Genomic DNA, 13147 nt, shown 5'->3' on the forward strand with positions numbered 1-13147 from the left:
GCAAGAACCCATGGCGGTGTTCGTCGCGCTCGGCGCGTTCCTGATGACGCTGTTCGGCGGCTGGGCGGCGCAGCGCGTCACCGACCGACGGCACCTCGTGCTCGGCCTCGCCGGGGGGTTGATGCTGGGTGTCGCCGGACTCGATCTGCTGCCGGAGGCGATGGCGGCCGCGGGCGAGGAGGTCTTCGGCGTACCGCGGGCCGTGCTGCTGTTCGTCGGCGGCTTTCTGCTGGCCCACGTGGTGGAGCGGTTGCTCGCCGGCCGGCAGGCCGCGCACGGGGCGTACAACGGCGGCCGGCGCGCCCACGACCACCGCGTACCGCAGGTCGGCATGACCGCCGCCGCCTCCATGGTGCTGCACAGCCTGATGGACGGCATCGCCATCGGCGCGGCCTTCCAGGCGGGCGGTGGGATGGGGCTCACCGTCGCGCTCGCGGTCATCACCCACGACTTCGCCGACGGGTTCAACACGTACACCGTCACCAGCCTGTACGGGAACGAGCGCCGCAAGGCCGTCGCCATGCTCTTCGCCGCTGCCCTCGCCCCGGTGGTCGGCGCGGCCTCGACCCTGCTGTTCACCATGCCGCCCGAGGCGCTCGGCAGCTATCTCGGCTTCTTCGGCGGCGCGTTGCTCTATCTCGCCGCCGCGGAGATCCTCCCGGAGGCCCACCACGCGCACCCGGCCCGGTCGACCCTGCTGTGCACGGTCTCGGGCGCGGCGTTCATCTGGCTGGTGACGGGCCTGGCGGAGTGACGCGCCGGAGCCCAGGGCGGGTTTCGGGAGTCCCGTCGGGTCGGGGGCGGACGACGCTGCTCTCGAAACACGCCCCAGGGCGCCTATGCCGTCGCGTCCCACGCCGCGCACCTCTCCGCGAACCGCCGTGCCGCGCCCGGCGCGCCCGCCCAGTGCGTGTGCACATAGCTCGCGTGCACCCCGCCCCGGACGAAGCCCTCCACCCGGGGCTCCGGCTGCCGGAGCCCCCAGGCCGGATCCGCCCCCGCGCCCGGCTCCGTGACGGTGCGGTGGAACTCGTGGCCGCGCATCCGGGTCCCTGCCGGGGCCAGGACGCTGTCGCTCACCGCCACGGCGTCCCGGTAGCCCAGTGTCAGCCGGTCCGACATCCGCGCGTCGGCGTCCAGCACCCCGCACATGGGCCGGCCGTCCAGGGAGCGCGCGAGGTACAGCAGCCCGGCGCACTCGGCGGCGACGGGCGCCCCCGAGCGGGCCAGCTCCGCTACCGCCTTGCGCAGACGGGAGTTGGCGGACAGCTCCGGCGCGTACACCTCGGGGAAGCCGCCGCCGATGACCAGGCCGGCCGTCCCGGCGGGCAGATCCTCGTCGTGCAGCGGGTCGAAGGCGACGACCTCCGCGCCGGCAGCCGTCAGCAGCTCCGTGTGCTCGGCGTACGAGAAGGTGAACGCGGCGCCCCCGGCCACGGCGACGAGGGGCCGCCGGTCCCGCGCCCGGACCGCGGGGGAACCCAGTGCCGTCCCGGGCTCCCAGGGGCCCCCGGTGAGCGGCGGCGCGCTGCGCGCCAGGGCCAGCAGCGCTTCCAGGTCGCAGCCCGCGCGTACCTGCTCGGCCTGCGCCGCGACCGCGTCGACCGCCTCGCTCCGCCGCTCGGCGACCGGCACGAGTCCCAGGTGCCGCGACGGCGTCGCCACCGCGGGCGCCCGGCGCAGCACACCGAGCACCGGCACCCCGGACTCCTCCAGGGCCTCCCGCAGCAGGGCCTCGTGGCGATCGGTGGCGACCTTGTTGAGGATCACCCCGCCGAGCCGCACCCCGGGGTCCCAGGACGCGAATCCGTGCACCAGCGCCGCCACCGACCGCGACTGCGAGGACGCGTCGACGACCAGCACCACCGGCGCTCCGAGCAGCTTGGCGACCTGGGCCGTGGAGGCCAGCTCGCCGGCCCCCGCGGCCCCGTCGTACAGCCCCATCACGCCCTCGACGACGGCCAGGTCGCAGCCGTGCGCGCCGTGCGAGAACAGCGGGGCGACCAGCTCCGTGCCGCACATGTACGCGTCGAGGTTGCGGCCCGGTCGCCCGGTGGCGAGCGCGTGGTAGCCGGGGTCGATGTAGTCGGGACCCACCTTGTGCGGGGAGACGGCGAGTCCGGCGGCCGTGAAGGCCGCCATCAGACCCGTCGCGACGGTGGTCTTGCCGCTGCCGGAGGCCGGGGCCGCGACGACCAGACGTGCTACCACGTTCTGCCTGCCGATCGCTCTACCACTCGATGCCCCGCTGGCCCTTCTGGCCCGCGTCCATCGGATGCCTGACCTTGGACATGTCGGTCACGAGGTCGGCGAACTCCTGCAGCTCCCGCGGGGCGTTGCGGCCGGTGATCACGACGTGCTGGGTGCCGGGCCGGTCGCGCAGCACCTCGATCACCTCGGCCGTGTCGATCCAGCCCCAGTGCAGCAGATACGCGAACTCGTCGAGCACGTAGAACTTGTACGTCCCGGCGGCCAGATCGCGCTTCACCTGCTCCCAGCCCTCGCGCGCCTTGTCCTCGTGGGACTGCTCGCCCTCGGCCGTCGGGCGCTGGATCCAGGACCAGCCCTCGCCCATCTTGTGCCAGTGGACGGTGCCGCCCTCGCCGCTCGCGCCGAGGACCTTGAGGGCGTTCTCCTCGCCGACCTTCCACTTCGCCGACTTGACGAACTGGAACACCCCGACCGGCCAGCCCTGGTTCCAGGCGCGCAGCGCCATCCCGAAGGCGGCCGTGGACTTCCCCTTGCCGATTCCCGTGTGCACCATCACCAGCGGTCGGTTGCGGCGCTGGCGGGTGGTGAGACCGTCGTCCGGAACCACGTCCGGCTTTCCCTGCGGCACTACGCTGCCCTCCTGTTGCGGACCGTGCTGTCGGTTCCCGTCGTCGCCGCCCGTACGTCCCGGACCAGCCCGGCGATGCTGTCGGCGCGCAGCTCGTCCAGGGTGACGGCGGTGCCGCCGAGGTCACGGGCGAGGTTCCCGGCCAGGCCGAGTCGCACCGGGCCCGCCTCGCAGTCCACGACCACCGAGGCCGTGCCCTCGGCGGAGTGCAGCCGGGCCGCGCGCCCCGCGAGCGCCAGGGCGTCGCCACCGCGCGCACCGGTCGCCCGTCCGTCGGTCACGACCACCAGCAGCGGCCGCCGCGAGGGGTCGCGCAGCCGCTCCACCCGCAGGACGTCATGGGCCTTCAGCAGCCCGGCGGCCAGCGGTGTCCGGCCGCCCGTCGGCAGCTCCTCCAGCCGTGCGGCGGCGGCGTCCACGGACGAGGTCGGCGGCAGCGCCACCTCGGCGCCGGTGCCCCGGAAGGTGACCAGTCCGACCTTGTCCCGGCGCTGGTAGGCGTCCAGCAGCAGCGACAGCACCGCGCCCTTCACGGAACTCATGCGCCTGCGGGCCGCCATGGAGCCGGAGGCGTCCACGACGAAGAGCACGAGATTGCCCTCGCGGCCCTCGCGGGCGGCCTGCCGCAGATCGTCCCGGCGGACCACGAGGCCCGGTCCGGAGCGGCCTCGGGCCCGCTGGTGCGGCGCCGCCGCCCGCACCGTCGCCGCCAGGTGCAGCTTGGTCAGCGTCCCCCGCGGTCGGCGCGCTCCGGTGGTCCTGCCGTGCTCGGTACGGGCCCGGGAGCGGCGCCCCGCGGCGCCCTCGCCGAGGCCGGGCACGCTGAGCACCTTCGTACGGAACGGCTCCGCGGCCCGCTCGGCGGCCCGCTCGCCCGCGCCGGTGCTCGCGGCGGGCGGTCCGGCGGGTTCGGACGGCTCCGGCTGCCCGGCGGGCGACTCGGACGGCTCGGGCTGCCCGGCGGGCGGGGCGGAGTCGGGCCCCTGGCCCTGCGGCGGGACCCCTCCGCCGCCGGGGCCGCCGTCCGGGCCGGACGGATCCGTGTCGGGGTCCGGATCGGGGTCGGTGTCCGGGTCCGGCCGGTCGTCCCCGCCGAACTGCTCCAGCGTCTCGTCGAGTTTGTCCTCGTCGAGGCCGGGCGCGTCGAACGGGTTGCGCCGGCGCCGGTGGGGGAGTGCGAGGAGCGCGGCCTGCCGCACGTCCTCCTCGCGCACGGCCGTACGACCCGCCCACGCGGCCAGCGCCGTCGCGGTGCGGGCCATCACGATGTCGGCGCGCATGCCGTCCACCTCGAACGCCGCGCAGGTGGCGGCGATCTGCCGTAGCGCCGCGTCCCCGAGCTCCACCCGGGGCAGCAGGATCCGCGCGGTCACGATGCGCTCCCGCAGTGCCGCTTCCTCGTCCGCCCAGCGGGCCGCGAAGGCCGCGGGGTCGTCGTCGTGGGCGAGCCTGCGCCGGACGACCTCCACCCGCTGCTCCGGATCCCGCGACGCGGCGACCTCCACGGTCAGCCCGAAGCGGTCGAGCAACTGGGGCCGCAGCTCCCCCTCTTCGGGATTCATCGTGCCGACGAGCAGGAACCGCGCGGCGTGCCGTACGGACACACCCTCGCGCTCGACGTAGGAGGCGCCCATCGCGGCCGCGTCCAGCAGCAGGTCGACCAGATGGTCGTGGAGCAGATTGACCTCGTCGACGTACAGCACGCCCCGGTGGGCGTCGGCGAGCAGACCGGGCTCGAACGCCTTCACCCCGTCCGCGAGGGCCCGCTCGATGTCGAGCGCGCCGACGAGCCGGTCCTCCGAGGCACCGACGGGCAGTTCGACCATCCTGGCCGGGCGTGCCGCGGCGGGCGCGGCCTCGTGCGGCCCGTCCGGGCAGCCCGGGTCCGGCGCCCCGGGCGAGCAGGAGAACCGGCAGCCCGCGACCACGTCGACATCGGGCATCAGCGCGGCGAGGGCGCGCACGGCCGTCGACTTGGCGGTGCCCTTCTCCCCGCGTACGAGCACTCCGCCGACGGCGGGGCTGACCGCGTTCAGCAGCAGGGCCAGCCGCAGGTCGTCCATGCCGACGACCGCCGTGAAGGGGTAGTGGGGTGCGTTGCTCACTGTGCGGCTCCAGGGGTTCCGGCGGCGGGCGCACCGGGGAGGTCGGGGGCGCCCGGCGGGATGAACGGCAGACCCGAGGGCGCGCCGCCCTCGATGAGACGGAGGAGCGCGTCCGTGTCCGCGTGCTCCTCGACGAGGTCGCCGAGGCGGTCGAGCTGTGCCTCGCGCAGGTCGGCGAAGGAGGTGTCCGGGGCGGGGACGAAGCGGCGGCCCGACGCCGCGGCGACGGCGCGCAGGAACGCCCGGCGGAATCCGTCGCTCTCCAGCGATCCGTGCCAGTGGGTGCCCCACACCTCACCGACCCGGCAGCCGTCGAGGAACGGCTCGCCGTCGAGCACCTCGGCGACGCCGTGATGGATCTCGTAGCCCTCGACCGGCTGCCCCAGCGCCTCACCGGACGGGCGGGCGAGCGTCTTCTCCACGGCGAAGCGCACCCGGACCGGCAGCAGTCCGAGGCCCGGCACGGCTCCGGCCCGCGACTCGACCTCGTCGTCGATGTGCTCGCCGAGCACCTGGAAGCCGCCGCAGATGCCGAGCACGGGCCGGCCCTCCGTCGCCCGCCGGGCGAGCGCGCCGGCGAGACCGCGCTCGCGCAGCCATTCCAGGGCGCGCACGGTGCCGCGGGTACCGGGCACGATCACCAGGTCGGCATCGGCCAGTTCCTCGGGGCGGTCGACGAAGCGCACGACCACTCCCGGCTCGGCGGCCAGCGCGTCCACGTCGGTGAAGTTGGACATCAGCGGCACGGCGCACACGGCCACGCGCAGCACGTCCTCGCCGACCGGCGGCGCCACCACCGACTCGCGCACGGTGCCGCGCAGCGACACCCGCAGTCCGTCCTCCTCGTCGATACCGAGCCCGTGCGCGTACGGCAGCACGCCGAAGGTGCGCCGCCCGGTGAGTCCGTGGAGCATCTCCAGCCCCGGCTCGAGCAGCGTGACGTCGCCGCGGAACTTGTTGACGAGGTATCCGGCGATCAGCTCCTGGTCCTCCGGGGTCAGCAGCGCGGTCGTGCCGAAGAACTGGGCGAAGACCCCACCCCGGTCGATGTCTCCCACGACCAGCACCGGGAGGCGCGCGGCGCGGGCGATGCCCATGTTGACGATGTCCGTGCGTCGGAGATTGATCTCCGCGGGGCTGCCCGCGCCCTCGCAGATCACCGCGTCGTACGTGCTCCGCAACTCGTCCAGGCAGTCCATCACCGGCTCGAACAGCGCCTTCTGGCGCCCTCCGTGGTAGCCGCGAGCGCTCAGCTCGCCCACGGGCCGGCCCATCAGCACGACCTGGCTGGACCGGTCGCCGCCGGGCTTCAACAGCACCGGGTTCATCAGGGCCGTGGGTTCCACCCGTGCGGCCTGCGCCTGCATGGCCTGCGCCCGGCCGATCTCGGCGCCCTCGCGGGTGACGAAGGAGTTGAGGGACATGTTCTGCCCCTTGAAGGGCGCGACCTTCACGCCCCGGCGCACCAGCCAACGGCAGATCCCCGCCGTGACGACGCTCTTTCCGGCGTCCGAGGTGGTGCCGGCGACCAGCAGCCCGCCCCCGCTCATTAGAGGACCATCCTTTCTGCAGCCCTCTTCGGTAGGGTTGTGACCTCTCGGTCCCGGTGGGTGCATGGCCAGTGTCGCGAGCTGCTCGACGGCCAACATGAGTTACGCCAGCCCCGCCGGGCCGAGGCCGTCTGATCGGCTTCAGGGACACGCCCCGCAGAGGGCCGATTAATGAGCTCCCGGCAGACGACCTCATCACCGGGCAGGTGCTCCGTCACAGGCACAGGAGTACGACCTTCGTGTTCATCGGGTGGGACTGGGCGACCGAGACCCATGACGTGACCGTCATGGACGACGCCGGAAAACGCATCGACCGGTGGGAACTCGCCCACACCGAGGAGGGGTTCACCAAGACTCTGGCGAGGCTGCGCAAACACGGTGCTCCGGCAGACCTGCCCGTAGCGATCGAGACCACCCGCGGCCTGGCCGTCGACCGCCTCCTTGCCGCCGGACACCCCATCGTGCCGGTGCACCCCAACGCCTTCCACGCCATGCGGGCACGCTGGGGCGCCTCCAAGGCCAAGACCGACGCCGGCGACAGCATGAAACTCGCCGACTACCTGCGCACCGACGGGCACATGCTGCCCAGACTGGAACCCACCGAGCAGGCCACCCTCGACCTCCAGGCCCTCACCCGGCAGCGTGCCGACCACATCGAGGCCAAGGTCGCCGCCGTCAACCAGCTCGCCGCCCTGCTGGACGAGCACTGGCCCGGGGGCAAGGCCGTCTTCTACGAACTCGACAGCGACATCGCCATGGCCTTCCTGGAGCGCTACCCCACCCCGGCCTCCGCCGCCAGGCTCACCGCCGGACGTCTCGAAGCCTGGTGCAAGCGCCACGGATACTCCGGGAAGAAGCCCGGCAGCGTCCTGATCGAACGCCTGCGCTTGGCCCCGAAGGCCGCCTCCCGCCTCAGCGAACAGGTCGCCGGACAGCTCGTCCGAGTCCAGGTGCAGCTGGTGCAGGGCATACGCGCGACGATCCGTGTCTTGGACAAGTCCATCGCCGAAGCAGCCGCAACCCATCCCTACGCACCGCTTTTCGCCACCATGCCGCGCATCGGCAAGGTCAGCCTCGGGCAGATCATCGGCGAGATCGGCCCGATCCTGGAACGCGCCCAGACCTGCGAACAACTCGTCGCCGAAGCTGGCGTCGTCCCGGTCACCCGGGCCTCGGGCAAGGCCCGCACACTCTCCTTCCGCTTCGCGACCAACCGAAGAGCTCGACTCGCGCTGACGACCTTCGCCGACAACAGCCGCCACGGCAGCGACTGGGCCGCCAAGATCTACAACGACGCCAGGGCGCGCAAGAAGCGACACCCCCACGCGATCCGCATCCTGGCCCGAGCATGGCTCCGCGTGATGTGGGCCTGCTGGCGCGACGGCACCTGCTATGACCCCGTGATCCACCAATCCAACAGCAAGATCAACACGACCGCGGAGACGCGGATGGCGGCATAGAGGTTGACTCAGGAAACTCATGTGCGCCTCCGCCCCAGGGCCCCGGCCGCGAGGCGCCCGCCCGCGCACACCGCGAGCGCCAGCACCCCCACGCGCCGCGAGAGCCGTACCGCCCGTTCGATGTCCGCGACCTCGACGGCCCGGCCGCCGGCGCCGTTGAGCACGGGCCGGTGCTCGACCCGGCCGCCGTACGAGAGCGTCCCGCCGAGCCGTACGCCGAGGGCTCCGGCGAACGCGGCCTCCACGGGACCGGCGTTGGGGCTCGGGTGCTTCGCGGCGTCCCGGCGCCAGGCGCGGGCGGCGCCGCGCGGGTCGCCGCCCGCGGCGGTCGCCAGCGCCGCGGTGAGCCGGGCCCCGGGCCAGCCCGCGAGGTCGTCGAGCCGGGCGGAGGCCCAGCCGTACCGCCGGTAGCGCGGGGACTTGTGGCCGACCATCGCGTCCAGGGTGTTGACGGCGCGGAACCCGACGAGGCCCGGCACCCCGCCGACCGCGCCCCAGACGAGCGCGCCCACGACGGCGTCCGAGGTGTTCTCGGCGACGGACTCCACGACGGCGCGGGCGATGCCGGCGCCGTCCAGCGCCTGCGGGTCGCGCCCGCACAGACGCGGCAGCCGCTCCCTGGCGACCTCGATGTCCCCGGCCGCCAGCGCCCCGCCGATCGCCCGCGCCTCCAGGCCCAGCGAGGTGCCGCCGACGACGGCCCAGGTGGCGGCCGCGGTCAGGGCGACGGCGGCGCCGCGCGACCGGCGTGCGGAGGCGGCGGCCAGCGCGCCCGCGGCGATCGCGCCCCCGGCGCACACCGCGGTGTGCAGGGCGCCCCAGCCGCGGTGGTCGCGCCAGAGTCTCCGTTCGAGAGCGGCGGCGGCCCGGCCGAAGGCGGCGACCGGGTGCCCGCGGCGTGGATCGCCGAGGAGCAGGTCGCCGGCCAGCCCGGCCGCGGCGCCGTACGCGAACGTGATGTCCGGGCGCGGCGCGCCCGGCCCCCCCGGTTCGGCAGGCATGTTCGTCCTCACTCAGGGTCCGCGCCCTGGCTCGACGTGACCGGCGGGAGAGAGTTCCTGGCTCCGGGACGCTCCGTGAGGGGGAGCGCACCCGTGACAGTGGCGGGACCGCGCCGGATTCGCACCGGCTTCCTCTTCTGCCGCCGTAAATGGCCCCGGAAGTCCACCACGGTCCCCGAACGCCCGTCAACTCGCCCTTGACCTGCGACGGGACAGTGTGCCGAGGCCCACATGGGGCGGGTGCGGGCGCGCACACGACAGGGGCCGGGCCCACCCGGAGGTGCGCCCGGCCCCTGTGCGAGGAGGTGCCGTACGGCGGTCAGACCACGATCAGATAGATCCCGAAGGCCACCGCCGCCGCGCAGAGCGCGAAGCAGGTGTACGCACCCGTGCGGGCGAGGCCGGCGGAGCCTCCCTGCGCTGCCGCGGCCTCCTGCTTGGAGAGACCCGCGACGCCCAGGGTGAACAGGCCCACCAGGGCGACGGTCACGACGAGGCTCACGCCGAAGACGGAGCCCAGAGCTGCCCAGTCGATCTTCATGCTGTTCTTTCCTTACACCGTGGCGGCGGGTGCCGGAGCGGACTCGGAGGTCTGGGCCGGGATGGTGGCCTTCGGCGCCTCGGGCTCGGTCACCGAGTTCCCTACGACACCGGCCGGGGGCGGGGTGACGGCCGCGATGGCGGTGGTGACGACTCCCGCGGGCTCGATCTCGTCGTCCGTGACGTTGGTGTGGTCGACCGGCTTGCGGCGCGAGATCACCCAGATGGCCCCGGAGCCGGCGACGAGCAGCACGGCCACGGCGGCGATGCCCCAGGTGCCCTGCTTGGTCAGGAACTCCGCGGCCGCGGCGACCAGGCCGGCGGCGGGCAGGGTCAGACCCCAGGCGACGAACATCCGGGTCGCGGTGGACCAGCGGACCACACCGCCCCTGCGGCCGAGACCCGCGCCCATCACGGCACCCGAGCAGGACTGGGTGGTGGAGAGCGAGAAGCCGAGGTTCGAGGAGGCCAGGATGACCGTCGCGGCGCTGGTCTGGGCGGCGAAGCCCTGCTGCGGCTGGAGGTCGGTCAGGCCCTTGCCCATCGTGCGGATGATGCGCCAGCCGCCGAGGTAGGTACCGAGCGCGATCGCGACACCGGCGGAGACGATGACCCACATCGGGGGGTTCGAGCCGGGGGCGAGGACGCCTCCGGTGACCAGGGCCAGGGTGATGACGCCCATGGTCTTCTGCGCGTCGTTGGTGCCGTGGGCGAGGGACACCAGGCCGGCGGAGGCGATCTGGCCGGCGCGGTAGCCCTTGGAGGTGGCCTTGTTCTCGGTCGTGCCACCGATCCGGTACGTCAGCCTGGTGGCGACCAGGGCCGCGAGGCCGGCGACGAGAGGAGCCGCGACGGCGGGGATCAGGACCTTGGTGACGATCGTGCCGCCGTTGACGGCCGAGAAGCCGGCCGACATCACCGCGGCGCCGATGAGGCCGCCGAAGAGGGCGTGCGAGGAGCTGGACGGGAGGCCCAGCAGCCAGGTCAGCAGGTTCCAGAGGATCGCGCCGACGAGCGCGGCGAAGATCACTTCTGTGCGGATGCCCTCTTCGTTGATGATGCCGCCCGAGATCGTCTTGGCGACCTCGACGGAGAGGAACGCGCCGACCAGGTTCAGCACGGCGGACATCGCCACTGCTGCCTTCGGTCTCATCGCACCCGTCGAGATGGTCGTCGCCATGGCGTTGGCGGTGTCGTGGAAGCCGTTCGTGAAATCGAACACGAGTGCTGTCACGACGACAATCGCGAGCAGCAGGGTGATGTGCTCCATTTACCGGGTACCCAGGCAATCGTTCAGATGTCAGTGGCTCGGGCGAACGTAGGGTTGCCGGGTGAACGGAAGGTGAACTGGGGCGGGCTTCGGAGTGTCCGCAAGTGGGGTGAGGCTCCTCCGCTTGTGTCCGCGGCGGCGCCCCGGAAGTGCGCGGAGCCGGGTCGTACCGATCGGAATCAGCCAAATTTCGGGCCTCAGCCTCTCTCAGATGGTCGCACCATGGTCGCTGCGTGATCAGATTCCGTCGCCTGGATGAACACCAGAAGAGATTCCGGTCACTCCGGACTTTCCGACGCCGCGCCCGTCGCCGCGCCCGGCCATCGGGGTGCGGCGACGGGCGCCCGGCACCGGCCCGCCGTCGCCCCCACCGGTCCGGGCTGACACGATCGGCCCTATGACGGAACAGGGGCAGCCGGACGGACAGCCGGAGGGCGAGGAGCCGGAGGCGATAGCCCGGGCCTGGTCGGACCTCGTGGCCACCGCACGCAGAACCGTCACGGACGGCCTGGTCGTGGGAACCTCGGGGAACGTCTCCGTACGCGTCCCCGGCCGCGCCGGGGACATCGTGCTGGTCACCCCCAGCGGGGTGCACTACGACCGGCTCACCCCGGCGGACGCCGTCGGTGTCCGCCTCGACGGCCGACAGGTCCTCGGGGAGCTCACGCCCACCAGCGAGCTCCCGATGCATCTCGCGATCCACCGCACCACCGACGCGGTGGCCGTCGTCCACACGCACGCCGTACACGCCACCGCCGTCTCCACCCTCGTCGACGAGCTGCCGCTGATCCACTACATGGCGGCGGCCCTCGGGGGCCCCGTCCGCGTCGCCCCCTACGCCCTGTACGGCACCGGCGAGCTGGCGGCGTACATGCTCCGCGCCCTGGAGGGCCGCACCGGCTGCCTGCTCCGCAACCACGGAACGGTCACCTACGGATCCTCGCTGGACCAGGCCTTCGACCGCACCGCCCAGCTGGAGTGGATGTGCCGCCTCTGGCTCACCGCCGGCTCCGTCCCCGGTCACACCCCCACCCTGCTCTCCGAGCCGCAGCTCCGGGACGTCGCCGAGAAGCTCCGCGACTACGGCCAGTCCCGCTGACGTCACTCCCGCCGCCCGGTCCACTGGCACCCCGGCACGGACCTCACCACACTGGAACGGTGCGCCCGGCAACAGCGACGGCAGCGGCCGTCACCACCCTCATCGGTCTCGGCGCGGCCGCGTTCGCCGCGGGCCGCTACGCCAGCGACGCCGCGCTGAAGGCCCCCACGGGACGGCCCCTGCCCGGTGAAGGACGGCTCACCGTGCACGCCACCGGGCCGGGCCGGATCACCCTCACCCGCAGCCTCGTCTCCCTGCGCCCCGGCACGTACGGGCTCTGCGGGCACGACGTGCACGCCCTCGCGGGCCCCGTCCTGGACCAGGTGCCGCACGCGGCGGACACGGTCGTCCGCCGGCTGGAGCGGGTCGAGCGCGGCAGCCTCGACCCCGGCACCAAGGTGCGGCTCACCCCCCAGCTGCACGTCGGCGACCCGGACAGCGCGCTCGGCATCGACCACGAGGACGTGGACATCCCCGGCGAACTCGGGTCCCTGCCCGGCTGGTTCGTCCCCGGACCGCGCTCGACCTGGGTCATCGTGGTGCACGGCCTCGGCACCACGCGCGAACTCACGATGAACCTCATGCCGTTCCTCACCGAGCAGCGCCTGCCGGTACTGGCGCCCGCCTACCGCGGCGACCCCGGCGCTCCCGCGTCCCCCGACGGCCTCGGGCACCTCGGCGACTCCGAATGGCGCGACCTCGACGCGGCCGTGCGCTTCGCGGTCCGCGGCGGCGCCGACCGGGTCATCCTGCACGGCTGGTCCACCGGCGCGTCCATGGCCCTGCACGCCGCCGCCAACTCCGCGCTTCGCGAGCGGATCGCCGGACTCGTCCTGGACTCCCCGGTCCTGGACTGGGAGACCACGCTTCGGTCCCTCGCCGCGGCCCGCCGCATGCCGACCGCCCTGCTGCCGCTCGCGGTACGCGCGGCACAGGGGCGCACGGGACTCCACGGCGACCGGCTGAGGGCGGCCGCCGACCCGGACGCACTGCGCGTACCCACCCTGATCTTCCACGGCCCTGACGACACCATCGCCCCGTGGGGCCCGTCCCGGGAACTGGCGGCCCGACGGCCCGATCTGGTCAGTCTGCAGACCGTGGCGCACGCCCCGCACGCGGCCATGTGGAACGCCGACCCGGCCCGCTACGAGGAAGCCCTCCGGCGCTTCCTCACCCCGCTGATCTAGTGCTGTGACCGGCCGGCCCCGTCCGGGACCCGCGGGGGGCCCGCGACCGCCGCTCGACAGGCCCCCTGACGCCCCCTCGGCACGTGTTCCCCCCTT

Annotated in this window: 11 protein-coding genes and 1 riboswitch; of the genes, 4 read left to right on the forward strand and 7 right to left on the reverse strand. The window is 73.7% G+C overall.

Annotated features, from left to right (window positions below):
• Nucleotides 1–10 precede the first annotated feature (10 nt).
• Nucleotides 11–754, forward strand: coding sequence for a ZIP family metal transporter (locus tag O7595_RS26460; protein ID WP_269731111.1), 744 nt, complete (start codon nucleotides 11–13; stop codon nucleotides 752–754).
• 83 nt (nucleotides 755–837) lie between these two features.
• Here O7595_RS26460 and O7595_RS26465 read toward each other — a convergent pair whose 3' ends face one another.
• The 4 genes from O7595_RS26465 to O7595_RS26480 are packed head-to-tail and all read right to left on the reverse strand — an operon-like array spanning nucleotide 838 to nucleotide 6494.
• Nucleotides 838–2211, reverse strand: coding sequence for a cobyrinate a,c-diamide synthase (locus tag O7595_RS26465; protein WP_269731112.1), 1374 nt, complete (start codon nucleotides 2209–2211; stop codon nucleotides 838–840).
• A gap of 19 nt (nucleotides 2212–2230) precedes the next feature.
• The gene (cobO, locus tag O7595_RS26470; protein WP_093653081.1) at nucleotides 2231–2839 is read right to left on the reverse strand and encodes a cob(I)yrinic acid a,c-diamide adenosyltransferase; all 609 of its coding nucleotides are present in this window, start codon (nucleotides 2837–2839) and stop codon (nucleotides 2231–2233) included.
• Nucleotides 2839–4902, reverse strand: coding sequence for a putative cobaltochelatase (locus O7595_RS26475; protein WP_269732630.1), 2064 nt, complete (start codon nucleotides 4900–4902; stop codon nucleotides 2839–2841). Before O7595_RS26475 ends, cobO begins: the two co-directional genes overlap by 1 nt.
• Nucleotides 4903–4940: 38 nt before the next feature.
• Nucleotides 4941–6494, reverse strand: coding sequence for a cobyric acid synthase (locus O7595_RS26480; protein ID WP_269731113.1), 1554 nt, complete (start codon nucleotides 6492–6494; stop codon nucleotides 4941–4943).
• Between the two features lie 239 nt (nucleotides 6495–6733).
• Between O7595_RS26480 and O7595_RS26485 the strand changes: the two genes are divergently transcribed.
• The gene (locus O7595_RS26485; RefSeq protein ID WP_269731114.1) at nucleotides 6734–7954 is read left to right on the forward strand and encodes an IS110 family transposase; all 1221 of its coding nucleotides are present in this window, start codon (nucleotides 6734–6736) and stop codon (nucleotides 7952–7954) included.
• 17 nt (nucleotides 7955–7971) lie between these two features.
• Here the strand turns inward: O7595_RS26485 and O7595_RS26490 are convergent, their stop codons facing one another.
• From O7595_RS26490 to O7595_RS26500, 3 genes are all read right to left on the reverse strand, one after another.
• Nucleotides 7972–8955, reverse strand: a complete 984-nt coding sequence (locus tag O7595_RS26490; RefSeq protein WP_269731115.1) for a cobalamin biosynthesis protein — start codon at nucleotides 8953–8955, stop codon at nucleotides 7972–7974.
• 31 nt (nucleotides 8956–8986) lie between these two features.
• Nucleotides 8987–9138: riboswitch (cobalamin riboswitch) on the reverse strand.
• A 136-nt stretch (nucleotides 9139–9274) separates the two neighbouring features.
• The gene (locus O7595_RS26495; RefSeq protein ID WP_269731116.1) at nucleotides 9275–9496 is read right to left on the reverse strand and encodes a hypothetical protein; all 222 of its coding nucleotides are present in this window, start codon (nucleotides 9494–9496) and stop codon (nucleotides 9275–9277) included.
• Nucleotides 9497–9508: 12 nt separating this feature from the next.
• Nucleotides 9509–10765 (reverse strand): inorganic phosphate transporter, encoded by a 1257-nt coding sequence (locus O7595_RS26500; RefSeq protein ID WP_269731117.1) that lies wholly within the window; start codon nucleotides 10763–10765, stop codon nucleotides 9509–9511.
• Nucleotides 10766–11162: 397 nt separating this feature from the next.
• Here O7595_RS26500 and O7595_RS26505 point away from each other — a divergent pair, with 397 nt between their 5' ends.
• Together O7595_RS26505 and O7595_RS26510 are read left to right on the forward strand one after the other, a co-directional pair.
• The gene (locus O7595_RS26505; RefSeq protein WP_269731118.1) at nucleotides 11163–11864 is read left to right on the forward strand and encodes a class II aldolase/adducin family protein; all 702 of its coding nucleotides are present in this window, start codon (nucleotides 11163–11165) and stop codon (nucleotides 11862–11864) included.
• A gap of 59 nt (nucleotides 11865–11923) precedes the next feature.
• Complete coding sequence (locus O7595_RS26510) at nucleotides 11924–13051, forward strand: alpha/beta hydrolase (RefSeq protein ID WP_269731119.1); 1128 nt, start codon at nucleotides 11924–11926, stop codon at nucleotides 13049–13051.
• Nucleotides 13052–13147: the final 96 nt, after the last annotated feature.

Origin of the sequence: Streptomyces sp. WMMC940 (assembly GCF_027460265.1) — a bacterium.
Taxonomy (GTDB): domain Bacteria; phylum Actinomycetota; class Actinomycetes; order Streptomycetales; family Streptomycetaceae; genus Streptomyces.